20 protein-coding genes are annotated in these 16,197 nt (G+C 65.6%); 7 read left to right on the plus strand and 13 right to left on the minus strand.

The genetic code is table 11. The annotated features are described in order from the left end of the window. Positions 1–5: 5 nt before the first annotated feature. From DEM25_RS14930 to DEM25_RS14940, 3 genes are all read left to right on the plus strand, one after another. On the plus strand, positions 6–1,157 hold the full coding sequence (locus tag DEM25_RS14930) for a M24 family metallopeptidase (protein ID WP_109768233.1): 1,152 nt from the start codon (positions 6–8) through the stop codon (positions 1,155–1,157). A gap of 33 nt (positions 1,158–1,190) precedes the next feature. Continuing rightward, positions 1,191–1,814: a hypothetical protein gene (locus DEM25_RS14935; RefSeq protein WP_109768234.1), complete on the plus strand. Its 624-nt coding sequence runs from the start codon at positions 1,191–1,193 to the stop codon at positions 1,812–1,814. Positions 1,815–1,942: 128 nt separating this feature from the next. Next, positions 1,943–2,881: a ribose-phosphate pyrophosphokinase gene (locus tag DEM25_RS14940; protein ID WP_109768235.1), complete on the plus strand. Its 939-nt coding sequence runs from the start codon at positions 1,943–1,945 to the stop codon at positions 2,879–2,881. Here the strand turns inward: DEM25_RS14940 and chrA are convergent, their stop codons facing one another. Beyond that, positions 2,882–4,222: a chromate efflux transporter gene (chrA, locus tag DEM25_RS14945; protein ID WP_109768236.1), complete on the minus strand. Its 1,341-nt coding sequence runs from the start codon at positions 4,220–4,222 to the stop codon at positions 2,882–2,884. It lies immediately after the preceding gene. A gap of 59 nt (positions 4,223–4,281) precedes the next feature. Then, positions 4,282–4,971 carry an SDR family NAD(P)-dependent oxidoreductase gene (locus DEM25_RS14950; protein ID WP_196780397.1) on the minus strand — a complete coding sequence of 230 codons (690 nt, stop codon included), beginning with the start codon at positions 4,969–4,971 and terminating at the stop codon, positions 4,282–4,284. Between the two features lie 107 nt (positions 4,972–5,078). Here DEM25_RS14950 and DEM25_RS14955 point away from each other — a divergent pair, with 107 nt between their 5' ends. Next, positions 5,079–5,837 carry a YHYH protein gene (locus DEM25_RS14955; protein WP_109768238.1) on the plus strand — a complete coding sequence of 253 codons (759 nt, stop codon included), beginning with the start codon at positions 5,079–5,081 and terminating at the stop codon, positions 5,835–5,837. A 35-nt stretch (positions 5,838–5,872) separates the two neighbouring features. Here DEM25_RS14955 and DEM25_RS14960 read toward each other — a convergent pair whose 3' ends face one another. The 3 genes from DEM25_RS14960 to DEM25_RS14970 all read right to left on the minus strand — a co-directional run bounded on the left by DEM25_RS14960 (position 5,873) and on the right by DEM25_RS14970 (position 7,952). After that, complete coding sequence (locus DEM25_RS14960) at positions 5,873–6,172, minus strand: type II toxin-antitoxin system RelE/ParE family toxin (RefSeq protein ID WP_109768239.1); 300 nt, start codon at positions 6,170–6,172, stop codon at positions 5,873–5,875. A 1-nt stretch (position 6,173) separates the two neighbouring features. Further along, positions 6,174–6,431 (minus strand): type II TA system antitoxin, ParD family, encoded by a 258-nt coding sequence (locus DEM25_RS14965; protein WP_196780398.1) that lies wholly within the window; start codon positions 6,429–6,431, stop codon positions 6,174–6,176. A gap of 93 nt (positions 6,432–6,524) precedes the next feature. Continuing rightward, positions 6,525–7,952 (minus strand): DUF3179 domain-containing protein, encoded by a 1,428-nt coding sequence (locus DEM25_RS14970; RefSeq protein ID WP_120222784.1) that lies wholly within the window; start codon positions 7,950–7,952, stop codon positions 6,525–6,527. Between the two features lie 230 nt (positions 7,953–8,182). Here DEM25_RS14970 and DEM25_RS14975 point away from each other — a divergent pair, with 230 nt between their 5' ends. Further along, positions 8,183–8,851 carry a 50S ribosomal protein L25/general stress protein Ctc gene (locus DEM25_RS14975; RefSeq protein ID WP_109768242.1) on the plus strand — a complete coding sequence of 223 codons (669 nt, stop codon included), beginning with the start codon at positions 8,183–8,185 and terminating at the stop codon, positions 8,849–8,851. Between the two features lie 30 nt (positions 8,852–8,881). Beyond that, entirely contained in the window at positions 8,882–9,622 is a 741-nt protein-coding gene (gene pth, locus DEM25_RS14980; RefSeq protein WP_109768243.1) for an aminoacyl-tRNA hydrolase, read from the plus strand. Between the two features lie 46 nt (positions 9,623–9,668). Here the strand turns inward: pth and DEM25_RS14985 are convergent, their stop codons facing one another. The 4 genes from DEM25_RS14985 to DEM25_RS15000 all read right to left on the minus strand — a co-directional run bounded on the left by DEM25_RS14985 (position 9,669) and on the right by DEM25_RS15000 (position 11,698). Further along, positions 9,669–10,205: a helix-turn-helix transcriptional regulator gene (locus DEM25_RS14985; protein ID WP_196780399.1), complete on the minus strand. Its 537-nt coding sequence runs from the start codon at positions 10,203–10,205 to the stop codon at positions 9,669–9,671. A 16-nt stretch (positions 10,206–10,221) separates the two neighbouring features. Then, positions 10,222–10,815 (minus strand): cytochrome b/b6 domain-containing protein, encoded by a 594-nt coding sequence (locus tag DEM25_RS14990; protein WP_196780400.1) that lies wholly within the window; start codon positions 10,813–10,815, stop codon positions 10,222–10,224. Beyond that, positions 10,815–11,273, minus strand: a complete 459-nt coding sequence (locus tag DEM25_RS14995; RefSeq protein WP_109768245.1) for a PepSY domain-containing protein — start codon at positions 11,271–11,273, stop codon at positions 10,815–10,817. The genes DEM25_RS14990 and DEM25_RS14995 overlap by 1 nt, the downstream gene beginning before the upstream one ends. A 176-nt stretch (positions 11,274–11,449) precedes the next feature. Then, complete coding sequence (locus tag DEM25_RS15000; RefSeq protein WP_439650705.1) at positions 11,450–11,698, minus strand: hypothetical protein; 249 nt, start codon at positions 11,696–11,698, stop codon at positions 11,450–11,452. A gap of 903 nt (positions 11,699–12,601) precedes the next feature. Between DEM25_RS15000 and ychF the strand changes: the two genes are divergently transcribed. Continuing rightward, on the plus strand, positions 12,602–13,705 hold the full coding sequence (gene ychF, locus DEM25_RS15005; protein WP_109768247.1) for a redox-regulated ATPase YchF: 1,104 nt from the start codon (positions 12,602–12,604) through the stop codon (positions 13,703–13,705). Positions 13,706–13,754: 49 nt separating this feature from the next. Here ychF and DEM25_RS15010 read toward each other — a convergent pair whose 3' ends face one another. From DEM25_RS15010 to DEM25_RS15025, 4 genes are all read right to left on the minus strand, one after another. Next, positions 13,755–13,964 (minus strand): YgaP family membrane protein, encoded by a 210-nt coding sequence (locus DEM25_RS15010; RefSeq protein ID WP_109768248.1) that lies wholly within the window; start codon positions 13,962–13,964, stop codon positions 13,755–13,757. A gap of 108 nt (positions 13,965–14,072) precedes the next feature. Beyond that, positions 14,073–14,729, minus strand: a complete 657-nt coding sequence (locus tag DEM25_RS15015) for a Crp/Fnr family transcriptional regulator (protein WP_109768249.1) — start codon at positions 14,727–14,729, stop codon at positions 14,073–14,075. Beyond that, positions 14,719–15,600 (minus strand): DMT family transporter, encoded by an 882-nt coding sequence (locus tag DEM25_RS15020; RefSeq protein ID WP_109768250.1) that lies wholly within the window; start codon positions 15,598–15,600, stop codon positions 14,719–14,721. Before DEM25_RS15020 ends, DEM25_RS15015 begins: the two co-directional genes overlap by 11 nt. Before the next feature lie 4 nt (positions 15,601–15,604). Continuing rightward, positions 15,605–16,144 carry an adenine phosphoribosyltransferase gene (locus tag DEM25_RS15025; RefSeq protein ID WP_109768294.1) on the minus strand — a complete coding sequence of 180 codons (540 nt, stop codon included), beginning with the start codon at positions 16,142–16,144 and terminating at the stop codon, positions 15,605–15,607. Positions 16,145–16,197 lie beyond the last annotated feature (53 nt).

Raw genomic sequence — 16,197 nt, forward strand, 5'->3', positions numbered from 1 at the left:
TGCCGATGGCCCTGCATTTCGACGATGACGAGTTCGCCGCGCGAAAAGGGCGTCTTCTGGCTGCCATGGCCGAGGACAAGCTCGACGCGATGCTGCTCTTCGCCCAGGAGAGCATGTACTGGCTGACCGGCTACGACACGTTCGGTTTTTGCTTCTTCCAGTGCATGATCGTCGAAAAGAACGGCGATGTGGCGCTTCTGACCCGCTCGGCCGACCTGCGGCAGGCGCGCCACACCTCCAATGTGGAGACGATCGTCGTCTGGGAGGATCGCAGCCATGCCAACCCGGCCAAGGATCTCAAGGAGCTTCTCGCCGACCGCGATCTGGTCGGCGCCCGTATCGGCGTCGAATATGACAGCGCCGGGCTGAACGCCCATTACGGCCGGCTGCTGGACGACCAGTTGGCAAGCTTTGCCGACATGCGCGACGCCTCGCGCCTGGTGTCCCGTCTTCGCGCGGTCAAGAGCGCCGCCGAGATCGCCTGCGTGCGCAAGGCCGCCGAACTGGCCGACGACGCTTTCGACGCGGCGATGAAGAAGGTGCGCGCGGGCGCCGACGAGGCGGCGATCCTGGCCGCGTTGCAGGGGCATATCCTTGCCAAGGGCGGCGACTATCCGGGCAACGAGTTCATCATCGGCTCCGGCCGCGACGCGCTGTTGTGCCGCTACAAGTCCGGCCGGCGCACGCTCGACGAAAACGACCAGCTGACCCTGGAGTGGGCCGGCGCCTGGCGCCGCTACCATGCCGCGCTGATGCGCACGGTGATCATCGGCAAGCCCACCGACCGCCATGTGGAGATGCACGCCGCCGCGTCCGCTGCGCTCGAGGCCGTCGAGGGCGCGATGCGCCCAGGCAGCACGTTCGGCGACGTGTTCGACGCCCATGCCCATGCGCTCGAGGATGCCGGCATGACCCGCCACCGGCTGAACGCCTGCGGCTATTCGCTGGGCGCCCACTTCACGCCGTGCTGGATGGACCGGCCGATGTTCTATGCGGGAAATCCCGAAACCGTGGCCGAAAACATGACGCTCTTCGCCCATATGATCGTCATGGATTCCGACAGCGGCACCGCCATGACGCTGGGCCGCACCTATCTGACCACCGAAGGGGCGCCCGAGCCGCTGTCGCGGCTGGGCCTTGATTTGACCGTCGCATGAGGTAAAGGCTCTGTAACAAAGGGTGAAAGGTCCATGCAGACACAGCGCACCGTTGCGACCGGTCGAAATGCGCCAGCCCGCCTGGCCGCTTTGGCGACCCTTCTTGTACTGACACTTGCCGCAGCCGCCTGCACGACGCCCGACGATGGCTCCAACACCGTCGAAAACGCGCTCAGTGTCGAGAGCACGCCCGGCGCCGCGGTCGCCGTCGATCCGAACGCGGCCACGACCACCGGTGAAGCGCTGATCTCCGGCTCCGAGACTGCCGCCGCGCCGCAGGCCTTTGCGGCCAACGCCGCGCGCGTGCACTTTGCGCCGATCGTCGGCGCGCCGGTGGACCGCGTCGCCGCCCTGTCGCGCCGCCTGTCGGCATCGGGCGCCCGGAACAACATCAGCATCCTGCCGTCGGCGTCCTCGGGCGTCGATCACGAAATTCGCGGCTACTTCTCCGCCCTGTCCGAAAACGGGCAGACGACGGTGATCCATGTCTGGGACGTGTTCACCCCGTCGGGCCAGCGCGTCCACCGCATCCAGGGCCAGGAACGGGTGCCAGGCACCAATGCCGATCCGTGGCAGGCCGTGCCCGCATCGGCGATGGAGCGCATCGCCGACACGATGCTGTCGGACTACAATGCCTGGCGCGGACGGGCCGCCTGAACGGCGTTTGCGTTGCCGGTTTCGGCGCCTGCGGCAATTGCGCCGTGTGAAACATTGATGACAGCTTGCAATAGCCCCCGTGACCGCTAAAAGGCGGGCCAACCGATACGGCGAACGCGGGGCGGCCCATGAAACTCTTTGCTGGCAATTCCAACCGGCAATTGGCCGATTCGGTCGCCAAATATCTCGGCATGAGCGTCGGGCGCGCCAATGTGCGCCGTTTCGCCGATGACGAGATCTTCGTCGAGCTGCAGGAGAATGTGCGCGGCGAGGATGTCTTCATCCTGCAGTCGACCTCGCGGCCGGCCAACGATCATCTGATGGAAATGCTGATCATGATCGACGCGTTCCGGCGATCGTCGGCGCGGCGGGTCACGGCGGTGCTGCCCTATTTCGGCTATGCGCGGCAGGACCGGCGGGCACAGGGACGCACCCCTATCTCGGCCAAGCTGGTTGCCAACCTGATCACCGAGGCCGGCGCCAACCGCGTTCTGACGCTCGACCTGCACGCCGGCCAGATCCAGGGCTTCTTCGATATTCCGACCGACAATCTCTACGCCGTGCCGGTGATGGCGCGCGACATTCGCATGCACCACAAGGACATGTCGTCGGTCATGGTGGTCTCGCCTGATGTCGGCGGCGTGGTACGGGCGCGCGCGCTCGCCAAGCGGCTCGACGATTCGCTTCTCGCCATCGTCGACAAGCGGCGCGAGCGGCCCGGCGAATCCGAGGTGATGAACGTGATCGGCGACGTGACCGGCAAGGACTGTTTCCTGATCGACGACATCGTCGATTCCGGCGGCACGCTGTGCAACGCCGCCGACGCCATTCTTTCCAAGGGCGCCAAGAGCGTGACCGCCTATATCACCCATGGCGTCCTGTCGGGCGGAGCCGTCGCGCGGATCGAGGCGTCGGCGCTGACCGAACTGGTCACCACCGATTCCATCCAGCCGACCCCCGAGGTCAACGCGGCCAAGAAGATCCGTGTCATGTCGATCACCGACCTTATCGGCGAAGCCATCGCCCGCACCGCGCACGAGCAATCGGTGTCCAGCCTGTTCGACTGATCAGACCATCATCGTCGCCAAGACGCCGGCCACCGCCGCCGCGCCGAGGACGGCAAACAGGCCAAGCTTGAAGCGGATCAGCGCGACCGCCGCCGCGATCCCGATCGCCGCGGCCACCCGGTCGAAGCCGGCCCAGTCGATGTCCGGCACGAAGAACGGTCCCGTGCGGACATTTTCGAACGCGCCGAACAGCACATTGAGGCCGAACCAGACCGCCAGATTGGCGATGACGCCGACGACGGCCGCCGTGATCGCCGCGAGCGACGCGGCCAGCCAGCGCACATTGCGCAGCGCCTCGACATAGGGCGCGCCGGCGAAGATCCACAAGAAGCAGGGCACGAAGGTGAAGAAGGCGGCGACCAGCCCGCCCAGCAATCCGCCGACAAGCGGCTCCATGCCTCCGAGCGACGCGCCGCCGACAAAGCCGACAAAGACCAGCACCAGAACCAGCGGTCCGAGCGTGGTTTCGGCAAGGCCCAGTCCCGCCAGCATCTCGCCGGGCGTCAGCCAGCCATGGAGGTCGACCGCCTGCTGGCCGACATAGGCGAGCACCGCATAAGCCCCGCCAAAGGTGACGATGGCGGTCTGCGAGAAGAACAGCGCCGCATCGGCAAACACGTCGCCCCGCCCGAGAAGCACCAGCAGCGCGGCGAGCGGCACCAGCCATATCGCCAGCCACAGCACGGTGGTGCGGGCCACTGCGCCATGGTCCTGTCCGCGCACGGTGATGCTTGATGCGTGCGCTTCATCGCTGCCCTTTGCGGCGGGCAGAAGATGCGGCGCGGCCATGTGCAGCACAGCGCCGGTCAGCGCGGCCAGCGCGATGATCAGCGGGAACGGCAGCCGCAGCAGCGCGATGCCGACGAACGCCGCAATCGCGATGACGATCATCGCCGCCGAGCCGAGCGCCCGCCCCGACACCTTGATCAGTGCCTGGACGACGACGGCGAGAACCGCTGCCTTCAGCCCGTACAAAAGCCCGGCCACCACCGGGACGTCGCCGGCGACGACGAACACTGCAGACAGGGCGAGCATCATCACAAGTCCCGGCGCGATGAACAACAGACCCGCGATCAGACCGCCGCGAACGCCATGCATCAGCCAGCCCGCATAGGTGGCAAGCTGCATCGCCTCGGGCCCGGGCAGCAGCATGCAGAAATTGAGCGCGTGCAGGAACTGTTTTTCGGTCAGCCAGCCCTTTTCCTCGACAAGGATGCGATGCATTACCGCGATCTGCGCCGCCGGCCCGCCGAACGACAACAGTCCGATCCGGGCAAAGGCGCGGGTCGCCTCGGCCGGCGGCACGTCGAGCGGGGCATGGGGGTTGGAGATGTCTGTCATTGCGGGTCCGGCGCGCGTGCTGTGCCCGGCTCATGTGACAAACAGATGTCGGCCGTCAATCACCAGTCGATCGGCTTGCCGTCGCGGAAAAAGCCCCCCGTCGGCCCGTCATCGGGCAGCGTCGCCGCCCAGACGATGCCGCGCGCGCCCTCGGGCACCGGGCGCCCGCCGCCGCCCATGTCGGTCGCCGTCCACCCCGGACAGACCGCGTTGACCAGGATGCCGTCGCGCCGGAACTCGCTGGCCATCATGCGCGTCAGGCCGTTCAGGCCCAGCTTCGACAGCGAATAGGCCGGCGTCGTCCCGGTCATCGACGACCAGGCGCCCGATTCCGAGGACACGTTGACGATGCGCGGCGCCTCCGAGCGCCTGAGCAGCGGCAGCGCCGCCACCGCCATCCGCCAGGCGCCGACCGTGTTGACCGCCAGCGCCTCCTCGACGATGGCGAAGTCCGGCGCCCCGACGCGCTGGTGCGTGTCGTAATGGACCGCCGCATTGTTGATCAGGACATCGAGTTGGCCGGCCGAATGCCAGATGGTATCGGCGGCCGCCTCGATCGTTTCGGGCGCGCGCATGTCCAGTTCGACGAAATCGGCGGCGATGCCGGCACCGCGCAACAAAGCCTCGGCGCGCCGGCCCGCTTCCGGATTGCGAACGCCGGCGAACACGTGAAAACCCTTCTCGCCAAGCTGGTGCGCCGCCTCCAGCCCCAGCCCGCGGTTGGCTCCCGTGATCAGCACAGTCTTCATCGCCGCCTCCTGCAACAGATCCGACATGACCGAAGCTTAACTTGCACCTCGGCGCCACTGCCGCCATGCTTTTCTTGGGATGATGCCTTTCGCAAAAGGATTTCGCCATGAAGAAATTTTGCATCACCACAATGGCCGTCATCGCTGCATCGGCAACCGCTGCAACGGCGCTTGCCCATGACAATCATGTCTCCATCGAACAGACCGGCGACCAGATCTGCATCACCTCGAACGGACTGCCGAACCATGCGACCGGCACATTCCCCAATCGCGGCAACCCGCATTCCATCTCCGAACAGCGGCTGCGCCATTGCGTCAGCGCCAATCCGGTCAAGGGCAGCCGCAAGACCGACATTACCCGCGGGCCGGTCGGCATCGGGCTCAACGGCATCCTGTTCCGGCCCGAAACGGCGGACTATTACGATCCGTCCTCGCCGCGCGGCTTCTCGCGCGACCGGTCTTCGGGCTGGAACCTCGAGGGCATGGGCGCCGCGGAGTTGCTCGGCATGGACCAGCACAACGCCCATGTCGACAATCGCGGCATCTACCACTATCACGGCAAGCCCGAAGGCTTGGTCGCCTCGGTCTCCAGCACCCATATCGGCTATGCCGCCGACGGCCACGAGATCCACTATGTCGGCTCCGCCGCGCAATCCGGCTGGACGCTGAAGTCGGGCACCCGGCAGGGCGGCCCGGGCGGGCGCCACGACGGCACCTATGTGGAAGACTGGGAATATGCCGGCGCCGGCAATCTCGATGAGTGCAATGGCGGCACGCTGGATGGCCGGTATGTCTATTTCGCCACCGACACCTTCCCGTTCTACCCGCGCTGCTTCTGGGGCGATGTGAGCAGCGACTTCCGGTAGCGATGACGCCGACCGGTAACGGCGAACCTGACCCGCTAGAGCCGGCCCGCCAAACGACGCATCAGGTCCATCCGCTCGTGAAACAGTGCGATGATGATGGCCTCATCATCGCCTCTCAAGAAGAAGATGACATGGTGCTGGCATCGATGGGAATGAACCCCCTCAGCGCCAGGCACAACCCGGCCCGGCGCAGTACCGGCAGAAATCCTGGCACTGCAATCAAACAATGCCTCGACATACCGGTCGGCTTGGTCTTCGCCCCAGGTTTCTTCCGTGTACAACCAGATGTCCGCCAAATCTTCACGTGCGCCGGGCGTGAAGAGATAGCCTGCCATGTCAGGCTCTACGGCGCGCCTTTGCCCGGCTTTTGACATCGGAAAGCGTCACGCCGACGGCCTCTCCGGCATCCGCTTCCGCGATTCGGGGCGCAAGAAGCTGCTTGAGCGCGCCGAGTGCCTCCTCGTCCGTCATTGTCTCGGCATCCGGCATATCCACAAGCGCGCGCGAAAGGACATAGTCCTTGATTGACTGCCCCTTCAGGGCTGCCATGGCCTTCAGTTGCTGATGCTGGCGTTGATCGAGTTCGATCGACAATCGCGGCATTATGCTCTCCAACGTTGGCGGCACACTAGCTGCAAACACCAACGGCGACAACAATTGTTGTCAATGGGGTGGGCCAACCACTGCTCATTGCACCGGAAGCGGCCGATACAAGTCGCTCGTCACGCCGAAATAGGAATCCCAGGCGAACCAGTAGGCCATGTGCCCGGCCACACGGTCGAGCCGGGTACCGTCGGGGCCGACAAGCGCGGTCTCGGTGATCCGCCAGGGTTCGCCGTCGCGCGTCAGCGTATCGGTCGACGCGCCCTGTTCAAATTCCCGGTCGCCGCGCTCATAGGCCCGCACGGTGCCGACATCGGCATCGCCGACCAGTACCAGCGCCCGGTCGCCGATCGCGTCGTTGATCACCGGCTCGGCGGCGAAGGCGGCGATCGGCCAGGCCTTCTGGATGCCGACATCGCGCACGCCGAACACCCGGTCCTTGCGCGCAACCACGCTCTCGTCGCGCACATTGACGGGAAACATGAGGTCGGGGCTGGCGAAATAGTCCGCATAGGCCGCGCCCTCGCCATAGTCGCGCAGATGGCCCGTGTTCGGCGACAGGACCGTCGTGTCCGGATGTCTGGCGAGCCATTCGCCCCATGTGGTCAGCACGATCGGCCGCACCTTCAGCCGGAGCCCCGAGAAGGCCAGCGGCCCGGTGACCGGCTCGCCGGAAAACTGGTTCCACAAACTATCGGTCTGCCGGTCGTACATCAGCTTGTTGGACCGGTAGAGAAGGCCCGACGTGCCGAAGGTGAAGGGCTCGTCGAACCCGTCGACATCGGTCTCGTACAATATGCCCGCGCCGCACAGCGTGCAGAAGGCCAGCGAGACCGGCACATCGCCGATGATCGCATTTGCCATTTCGTGCCAGGCGAGGATGCGCAGAGGATACGCCCGCGTGTCGCCATTGATCGACACGCCGAAAACCAGATTGCCGTCGGCCATGAAGGTGGCGTTCTCCGGCAGCCACATGATCGGATCGTCCAGCGTAGGAATGTCGCCGATCATCACGCCGCCCCAGACGATCTCGTCGAGCCGGATGCGCATCTTGTCCGGCATCGACCGCTCACCGCCGAGAAAGCGCATGAAACGGGCGTCGCGGCGCATGAAGACGCGCAGCCGGATCTCGCGCGCCGCCGGATGGGCCCTGACCTGCGGATTGCGCTCCTGCCAGAGCATCGCATCGTGCCAATTGTTGATCGGCTCGCCGGCCAGCTGCGTGAGCGCGATCCGCACCTCGTCGTCGATCACCACATGGCGCATGCCGACGATCAGCGCCGCGATTGCGTCCTTTGCGTCGCGTTCGACCAGAGCTTCGAGCGCGGCGTGCCGTTCCGCCTTCCAGCCGAAGACTGCCGTGCGGATCAGTTCGGCATGGGCGGCATCGTCCTCCGACACGGGTTCATGGAAGACAGGCGCATCCATCGGGTCGTCCGCATAGGCGGGCAGCAGCGTCAGGCCAAGAACGACAATCAGCGAAACGGAAACGAGGGTGATGAAACGCGGCATGGTCGGCTCCGGAACGGAACGCCAGACTAGCCGCGCCCCGGCGGTCCCGGTAGCGCCGGTCACCGGCTTGTGTTCAGACGTGAAGGGCACCGGCCACCGGCGCTTGCGCGCGCGGGCCTTTTCCGTTATGGCACCGCCACCCGCGCGGACACCCTTGGAGGCAGCGCGGCGGGCCGCGCAGCGGCCGGAGCGATGCTCCACCTCTCCTATGCCCTCGAAAGGACAATGCCATGAGCGACAGCTACGTGCTCACGGCCGAGGCGCGCGACCGGGTCGGTAAGGGGTCCGCCCGGGCCATTCGGCGCCAAGGCAAAATTCCAGCCGTGATCTACGGCGACAGCAAGCCCCCCATGACGGTAACCCTGCCGCGCAAGGACGTCTTCATGCATATGCAGGCCGGCGGTTTCATGACCACGGTCGGCGAAATCGATGTCGACGGCACCAGGCACAAGGTGCTCGCCAAGGACTACCAGCTCGATCCGGTCAAGGATGTCGTGCTGCATGTCGACTTCCTGCGCATCTCGGCCAAGACGACCGTGACGGTCAACATTCCGGTGCACTTCGAGAACGAGGACATCTGCCCGGGCATCAAGCAGGGCGGCGTCTTGAACATCGTGCGCCACGATGTCGAAGTGAACTGCCCGGCCGACTCCATCCCCGAGGCGTTCACGCTGGATCTGGCCACCGCCGAGGTGGGCGACGCGCTGAAGATTTCGTCGATCACGCTGCCCAAGGGCGTCGAGCCGACCATCACCGACCGTGACTTCACGATCGCGACGATCGCGGCCCCCGGCGGCGGCGTTCAGGATGATGATGAGGCCGAGGCCGAAGTGGCGCCCGACGAGGTGGAAGCCACCGAGCAGAAGGCCGAAGGCGAAGAGGACAAGGGCGAGGAGTAAGCCCTGGTCCGGACAGGCGGAGCGGCCGGCATGCAGATCATCGCAGGTCTTGGCAATCCCGGCCCCCGCTACGCCGAAAACCGGCACAATATCGGCTTCATGGCGGCGGACGCGATCGTTCGCCGCCATTCTTCGTTCGGCCCCTGGCAGAAGAAGTGGAACGCCGAGATCGCCGAGGGCCGGATCGGCAGCGAAAAGGTCCTCGTCATCAAGCCGCAGACCTTCATGAACCTTTCCGGTCAGGCGGTCGGCGAGGCGATGCGCTTCTACAAGCTCGGCCCGGAGGACCTCACCGTCCTTTACGATGAACTCGACCTGGCGCCAGGCAAGGTGCGCATCAAGCGCGGCGGCGGCTCGGGCGGCCACAATGGCATCAAGTCGCTCGACGCCCATTGCGGCAAGGATTATCGCCGCGTGCGCCTGGGCATCGGCCATCCGGGCGACAAGGCCCGGGTGCAGGCCCATGTATTGGGCGATTTCGCCAAGGCCGACCAGCAATGGCTGGAGCCGCTGCTCGACGCGCTGGCCGACAATGTCGACCTGCTCGTCGCCGGCGACGAATCGGGCTTCATGAACAGGCTGGCGCTGGCCGTCGGCGACAAGGCGAAAGGCGCCATCGGCGCCCCCGCCGGCAAGGAACCGGCCGCGAAATCATCATCCAAGCCCGCCTCCAAACCCCAAAGCCACATCCGTCAGGCGCGGCAATCAACGCAGGACGCCAAGCCGACCGGGCCGATGGCGGAGATGTTGAAGCGGTTGTTGGGGAAGTAGGGGGCGCGCGTCGGCCTTCACGTGCGGTTGGACTCCCATCGCTATCCTATGCGGTCCCACGATTGGGCTTGCCGCCGTCAGTTACGACCGGCGGGCGCTGCAGCAGGTCCTCGATGAAGAGCGAGACGAACTGCCCGCGATTGGAGACCCGCGCCTTGCCGTAGACGCTGGCAAGCTGCGCCCGCACGGTTCCCTCTGCCGCACCGCGCACCGCCGCGATCTCCGAGATGTCGAGGCCCTTGAGCGTCAACAGCGCCACGTCGGTCTCCGCCGGCGTCAGACGCCAGTCGCGAAACTGTGCCTCGATGAATTCGAAGAATGCGCCGGACGCGGCCAGGATCCCGGTTTCGGCATAGCGCAGCTGCTGCAGCATGCGGCGCATCTGCACGGCGCCGAACATCGTGCCAACCACCAATGCCACGGCCACGAGCGCCTCGAGCCCCGAATGCGCGGTCAGACCGCCCCATTGCAGGTCGCGCGAGACGTCGGCCATGAAGAAGACGGCCGCCAACGCCTGTGTCGCGAGGACTGCCGCGAGTATCCTGACCTGCCAGCGCTTCGCTCCGACCCGTTCAAAGGTCACGTTGCGGTCCTTCGCGTTAAGACCTGCGGCCCGTGATCATCGCCGCAATCAGGTTCTGACCCGAAAGGCGCGACTCGGCGAACGCACCGATCACATGCAGGGCCGCCAGCAACAATAGCAGATTTGCCGCCGCCTCGTGCACCTCTTCGATCGCCTCACCGGCCTCGCTCTCGCCTCCCCACTCCTGTTCGACATGTTCGTAGCGCTCCTGATGCGTTTCCTGCGGAAACGGATCGCTTTGCATGAGGACGCCCGTCGCCGCCACGATCAGGAGCGTGGCCCACAGGGCATACACCATGAGCGCCCCGAGAGGATTGTGAGACCGGTGGCGGATGTGCCTGCCGGCGATCAGAGAGCGCACATGCGCGAGTGCACCACCGAGGCTCGGCGGAAACGCGCTGAAGCGCGCACTCTCTGTGCCGATGAGACCCCAGAACAGCCGCAGCAGGAGAAGTGCGAGCGCGCCATAGCCGATCCAGATGTGCGCAATGTCGCCGTCGCGGAGAAGGACGCCATTGATCAGCACGGCCAGTGCGATACCCCAGTGGGTCAGCCGGACGAGCGGGTCCCAGACCCGCACGCCGACCGATCGGCTTGCCAGGTCGCTCATCATCCCTCGGCCTCCACGCTGAGGACCTCGCCGGTTCCGGGGTGAACCTCGATCTCCCAAAGGCGGCCATCCTTCTTGGCGTAGACCTCGATTTTCCGCCTTTCGCGCTCGAAGGTCACGATCTCGTAGCCCTGGCCGGCCAGCATCGTGCGGACCTGTTCCTCGCTTACGCCGGGCAGCGGCGACGGCCCGCGGCGCGTCGTGCTTTCCACGCGGGTGATTTTGCCAGTCACCACATCGATGTAGACCTCGTGACGGACATCGCCCTTGACCGCGTAGACTTCAATCGTGTCGGCGCTCTTGTCGTAGCGGATGATCTCGAATCCGTTTTCGGACAGTTCGCCCGAAATGGCAGCGATGCCCGTTCCCAACCGGGTGCCGGGAACCAGATCGAGGGCATAGGCCGCCCCGGACACAAGGGCGGCGGCAAGGGCCAGAAAAAGAGCTTGGTTCTTCATGACAGTCTCCTCGATTGACGAGCAGGCGCCTTCAGCGACGCTGCTGGACTAAAGATGCGACCGTTGATCCCACGACTGCCATAGGTGATGGGCTTATGCGGCGTAATTAAGCGCCTGCTTATGAGCCATGATCCGCTTTGGTTCGCGGCCATCGCGTCGCGACCACTCACAGCCGATCAGGAGAAGGGCGCGTCCCGCTTCACCGCCTTGAGCACATCGGGCACGGTCCAACTGACCAGATCGTCCAGCCGGCGTCCGACCGCCTGCTTCCAGCCCGGCTTGGCCGCGATATCGGCTTGCACCGGCGTCTCGCCATAGCCTTTCGGGATCTGCAGATTGCCGCCTGACAGAAGCTTGGGTGTGTCGGCCAGGAGGCGAATGTAGCATGTGGGGCGGTGTCGATCATCAGCGCCGTCATCCGGCACGGCACGCCTCCCCCTTGAGGGGAGGCACGAGAAGCAACCTTCGGGCTTGACCCGAAGGGCAGCTGATCGGGTGGGGGTGTCGATTGGAAACGACCAGCGGTTCTTACCCCCACCCGGCTCTGCCTCTCTGTGTTCGGCAATCGCCGACCTCCCCTCAAGGGGGAGGTTGGGCGGCCGTCCTTGAAAAACTTATCCAACCGTTTTCCGCCTCGCCTACAATCCCTGCCACCGCGCCCATCGGAACGTCGGATGGCCACCACCTTCGGCGGGCGCGGCGGTGGCCTGCCGGGTGATGCGAGAGGTCGCATGGCTGGATGCTGAATCCCCACGGCAGGGCGGAACGAAGGTGTGCGGCGTCCATCCGCGCCTGACCCCGGCCAGACCCGGCCGGCGGCCAGGATCGGACGGGGCCGGAGGATGGTCTCATCGCGTCGCGGGTCTGCGGCGGATGGAACCCATCCAAAGGCCACGGCAGGGCGCGAGCCTCGCGCCGGCGCCGCACATGACGATCACCGCAAGCCCGCCGGACGGGCGGTTTGGCGATCGCAACATACAAACTACGGATCGCGGCTCTCCAAACCGCCCGTTGTTCTGTTTCGGCAGCAAGCTCTCGACTTCGAAAGGAAGTGCGGCGTCGATCATGCACGCCCGCCTCCCCCTTGAGGGGGTGAGCCTGCGAACGGCGATTGGTCCAGCGAAGCCGGGCCAGAGCGGGTGGGGGTGGCAAATAAGCGCGAGGTGAGCCACGACCCCCACCCGGCTCTGTCTCGTTTACACTCGCCACTCGCCGACCTCCCCTCAAGGGGGAAGTGGGTCGGCTTGTACATCGCACGTCCCGAACCCCTTGACCCCTCACCCCGCTTGCCCGAAAAGCCGGGCGACAGATGCGAAGGACCAATCCCCATGGGTTTCAAATGCGGCATTGTCGGCCTGCCCAATGTCGGCAAGTCGACCCTCTTCAATGCGCTGACCAAGACCGCCGCCGCCCAGGCGGCCAACTATCCGTTCTGCACGATCGAGCCCAACACCGGCGAGGTGGCCGTGCCCGACCCGCGCCTGGCGCAGATCGCGCAGATCGCCCGGTCGAAGGAAATCGTGCCGACGCGCATCTCCTTTGTCGACATTGCCGGCCTGGTGCGCGGTGCGTCCAAGGGCGAGGGGCTCGGCAACCAGTTCCTCGCCAACATTCGCGAGGTGGACGCGATCGTCCATGTGCTGCGCTGCTTCGAGGACGACGACGTCACCCATGTCGAGGGCCGCATCGATCCGGTCGCCGACGCCGAGACGGTCGAGACCGAACTGATGCTGTCGGACCTTGAGAGCCTGGAGCGCCGCATCGCGGGGGTACGCAAGAAGGCAACCGGCAAGGACAAGGAAGCGCTCACCGTGCTGCCGATGATGGAACAGGCGCTGGCGCTGCTGCAGGATTCAAAGCCCGTGCGGCTTTTGCTGGACGGTATCGCCGCCGAAGACCTCGCCATCCTCAAGGGGCTGAACCTTCTGACCTCCAAACCCGTCCTTTACGTCTGCAACGTCGCCGAGGACGAGGCCGCGACCGGCAACGCGCATGCCGAGGCCGTCGCCGCCATGGCCGCCGAACAGGGTGCGTCCACCGTCACCATCTCCGCGGCGATCGAGGCGGAAATCGCGCAGCTGGATGCGGACGAGGCGCGCGAGTTTCTCGACACGCTCGGCCTTGAGGAAGCCGGTCTCGACCGGCTGATCCGCGAGGGCTACGACCTGCTCGACCTGATCACCTTCTTCACCGCCGGCCCGAAGGAATCGCGCGCCTGGACGGTCAGGAAGGGGTCGCGCGCGCCGCAGGCCGCCGGCGAGATCCACACCGATTTCGAAAAGGGCTTCATCCGCGCCCAAACCATCGCCTTCGACGACTATGTCGGCCTTGGCGGGGAAAACGCGGCCAAGGAAGCCGGCAAGGCGCGCGACGAGGGCAAGGACTATGTGGTGCAGGATGGCGACGTGATGCTGTTCAAGTTCAACGTCTGAGCTGCGCTCAAGGCGCCGCCGCCGGGCCCTGCAATCGTCCACAACCGCGTCACGCCGCCTTGTCGCCGCGCGTGTTGATGCCGAGCAGTGAATAGAGCGCGCACCGCGACATGATGCCCGTCGCCAGCATCACGACGCCGACCAGCGCGACAATCCAGCCCCATGCACCCAGTTCGACGAAGAAGAACAGGGCCAAAAGAACGGCACCCGCCACAATGCGGATCATGCGGTCGGTGCTGCCAACATTTACGTCAAACATCTTTGCCTCCAATGTCATTGACCGGATCATTCCGGTCCTGAAGATCGAGGATACACGGAAACGCCGACGAATGTCTGTGACCATGTCACCAAGAAGCGATGCGGCCGGTCATGTACCCGCGATCGCCGCCAGCCGTGCGCGGTCGCGGATCAGGATCTCCTTGCGCCCGCCTTCCACGATGCCCTCGTCGGACAGCTTCTCGACATGGCGGGACACGACCTCGCGGGCGCTCCCGATCGCCGTCGCGATCTCCGCGTGGGATGCCGCGGCCCTGCCGCCATCATCGGCATTGTCGAGCAGCCAGCGTGCCAGCCGGATTTCGATCTTCTGGAAGGCCACCATCTCCAACAGCGCCGTCATCTCGCCGATCCGCTCGGCAAAAGCGCGAAAGACGAACTGCCGGAACCGGTCGGACCCGTCCATCAGCTCGCGAAAGGCCTTGAACGGCACAATCGCGGCGACGACATCGGTGTCGGCAATCGCCTCGCCCGAATAGGGCTGGGCGCCAAGCAGCGCCAGTGTCGTCATCAGGCAGGTCTCTCCCGGCTCGATGGAATAAAGGCGCAGCTCGCGGCCTGTCCGGCTGTTGAGATAGACGTTGATCCGGCCGGACAGGACCAGGGCAAAGCCGCCGGGCGCTTCGCCGGGCCGGAACAAGATCGTGCCCTTGGGCACCAACCCGGGCGTCAGCCGGCCCAAGGCCTCCATGGTCGGCGCATCGAAGGCGGTTTCGAGTACGGTTCCCTTGAGCCAGTCAACGGCCATCGGAGGTTGCTCCTTCGCCTGTCATGCGGACCACACCCGACGACAGGGCGAGGCCCGACAAAATCAGCGCTCCGCCGGCAAAGACGGCGAAACCGGGCCGTTCGCCCAGGAACACGATACTCGCCACCACCGAAACCGCCGGCATCAGCATGACGAAGGGTGTCACCTGCGACACCGGATTGCGGCGCATCAGGTCGAACCAGATCACATAGGCCAGAGCAAAGGCAACCAGCGCGATGAATGCCAGGCCGGCCCAGGCGGCGGGCGAGCCCGTGGTCAGCGCGGTCCACTGGCCGTCCTCGAAAAGAAGGGTGAACAGGATGAGCTGTGCCGCGCCGTGCAGGGCCACACGCTTGAGCAGGACCGCGCCATCGTCGCGGCCGAGCTTGGCGATCAGGGCCTGGCCCAACCCCCAGACCGCCCCGCCGGCGATCATCAGCGCAACGAAGCCTGGCGCCGGACGGTCCGCGGGAAGGCCGGCAATGATCATCACGCCGCAAAGGGCGATCACGAACGCGACAAGCTTGGAGGGCTGGAACGGCTCGGTGCGCAGCAGCCATGCCCACAGCACCGCCAGCGGCACCTGGAACTGGGCTATGATCACGCCCGTGGAGGCTTCGAGGCCGGACAGTGCCGTGAAGATCAGCGCGGCCTGTCCCGAAACCGCGAAAAGCGCGATGCAGGCCGCCGCCAGATGCCCGGTGGCCGGCCTTCGCCGCTCAAAGGCCATCAACAGCAGCGCGGTGGCCGTGAAGCTGACCGCCATGATCAGGATCGGCGGGAACTGCGCCATCGTGGGCTTGAGGACGGTGAACCCCAGCCCCCACATGGAGACGACGAAAACGGCCAGCGCGATGTCGCGTGGCGACACGGGTTCAGTCGCCCTCGAATTCGATCAGCGTGCGCACCGGAACGCCCAGCGCCTCGATCTTGGCGCGGCCGCCCAGATCGGGCAGATCGATCACGAAACAGGCCGCAACGACGTCCGCGCCCATCTGCTGGAGAAGCTTGACGGCGCCCTCTGCGGTGCCGCCGGTGGCGATCAGATCGTCGACCAGGATCACCTTGTCGCCGGGCTTGACGGCGTCCCTGTGCATCTCCATCTCGTCGACGCCATATTCGAGACTGTAGGCAATGCGGACCGTGTCGTGCGGCAGCTTGCCTTTCTTGCGGATCGGCACGAAGCCGGCGGAAAGCTGGTGCGACATGGCCCCGCCGAGGATGAAGCCGCGCGCTTCGACGCCGGCGATCTTTTCGATCTTGGTGCCGGCATAGGGATGGACGAGTTCGTCCACCGACCGGCGGAACGCCGATGCGTCGCCCAGAAGCGTCGTGATGTCCCGGAACATGATGCCCGGCTTGGGATAGTCGGGAATCGTGCGAATGGCGGTCTCAAGCGTTTCATGCAGCGTCATCGTCGGGTCCCGGCACAGAGCAAACGCGCCTTTGATAGCCAGCCACCAGCCAA

Origin of the sequence: Oceaniradius stylonematis (genome assembly GCF_003149475.2) — a bacterium.
GTDB classification, from domain to species: domain Bacteria; phylum Pseudomonadota; class Alphaproteobacteria; order Rhizobiales; family Rhizobiaceae; genus Roseitalea; species Roseitalea stylonematis.

What these genes read in the sequence shown, in the direction of transcription:
- DEM25_RS14995 (WP_109768245.1), bottom strand. Translation starts at nt 11,273, where the DNA reads ATGAAGAACCAAGCTCTTTTTCTGGCCCTTGCCGCCGCCCTTGTGTCC.
- ychF (WP_109768247.1), top strand. Translation starts at nt 12,602, where the DNA reads ATGGGTTTCAAATGCGGCATTGTCGGCCTGCCCAATGTCGGCAAGTCG.
- DEM25_RS14960 (WP_109768239.1), bottom strand. Translation starts at nt 6,172, where the DNA reads ATGGCAGGCTATCTCTTCACGCCCGGCGCACGTGAAGATTTGGCGGAC.
- DEM25_RS14975 (WP_109768242.1), top strand. Translation starts at nt 8,183, where the DNA reads ATGAGCGACAGCTACGTGCTCACGGCCGAGGCGCGCGACCGGGTCGGT.
- pth (WP_109768243.1), top strand. Translation starts at nt 8,882, where the DNA reads ATGCAGATCATCGCAGGTCTTGGCAATCCCGGCCCCCGCTACGCCGAA.
- DEM25_RS14955 (WP_109768238.1), top strand. Translation starts at nt 5,079, where the DNA reads ATGAAGAAATTTTGCATCACCACAATGGCCGTCATCGCTGCATCGGCA.
- DEM25_RS15010 (WP_109768248.1), bottom strand. Translation starts at nt 13,964, where the DNA reads ATGTTTGACGTAAATGTTGGCAGCACCGACCGCATGATCCGCATTGTG.
- DEM25_RS14930 (WP_109768233.1), top strand. Translation starts at nt 6, where the DNA reads ATGGCCCTGCATTTCGACGATGACGAGTTCGCCGCGCGAAAAGGGCGT.
- DEM25_RS14935 (WP_109768234.1), top strand. Translation starts at nt 1,191, where the DNA reads ATGCAGACACAGCGCACCGTTGCGACCGGTCGAAATGCGCCAGCCCGC.
- DEM25_RS14990 (WP_196780400.1), bottom strand. Translation starts at nt 10,815, where the DNA reads ATGAGCGACCTGGCAAGCCGATCGGTCGGCGTGCGGGTCTGGGACCCG.
- chrA (WP_109768236.1), bottom strand. Translation starts at nt 4,222, where the DNA reads ATGACAGACATCTCCAACCCCCATGCCCCGCTCGACGTGCCGCCGGCC.
- DEM25_RS15015 (WP_109768249.1), bottom strand. Translation starts at nt 14,729, where the DNA reads ATGGCCGTTGACTGGCTCAAGGGAACCGTACTCGAAACCGCCTTCGAT.
- DEM25_RS14950 (WP_196780397.1), bottom strand. Translation starts at nt 4,971, where the DNA reads ATGAAGACTGTGCTGATCACGGGAGCCAACCGCGGGCTGGGGCTGGAG.
- DEM25_RS14970 (WP_120222784.1), bottom strand. Translation starts at nt 7,952, where the DNA reads ATGCCGCGTTTCATCACCCTCGTTTCCGTTTCGCTGATTGTCGTTCTT.
- DEM25_RS14940 (WP_109768235.1), top strand. Translation starts at nt 1,943, where the DNA reads ATGAAACTCTTTGCTGGCAATTCCAACCGGCAATTGGCCGATTCGGTC.
- DEM25_RS15025 (WP_109768294.1), bottom strand. Translation starts at nt 16,144, where the DNA reads ATGACGCTGCATGAAACGCTTGAGACCGCCATTCGCACGATTCCCGAC.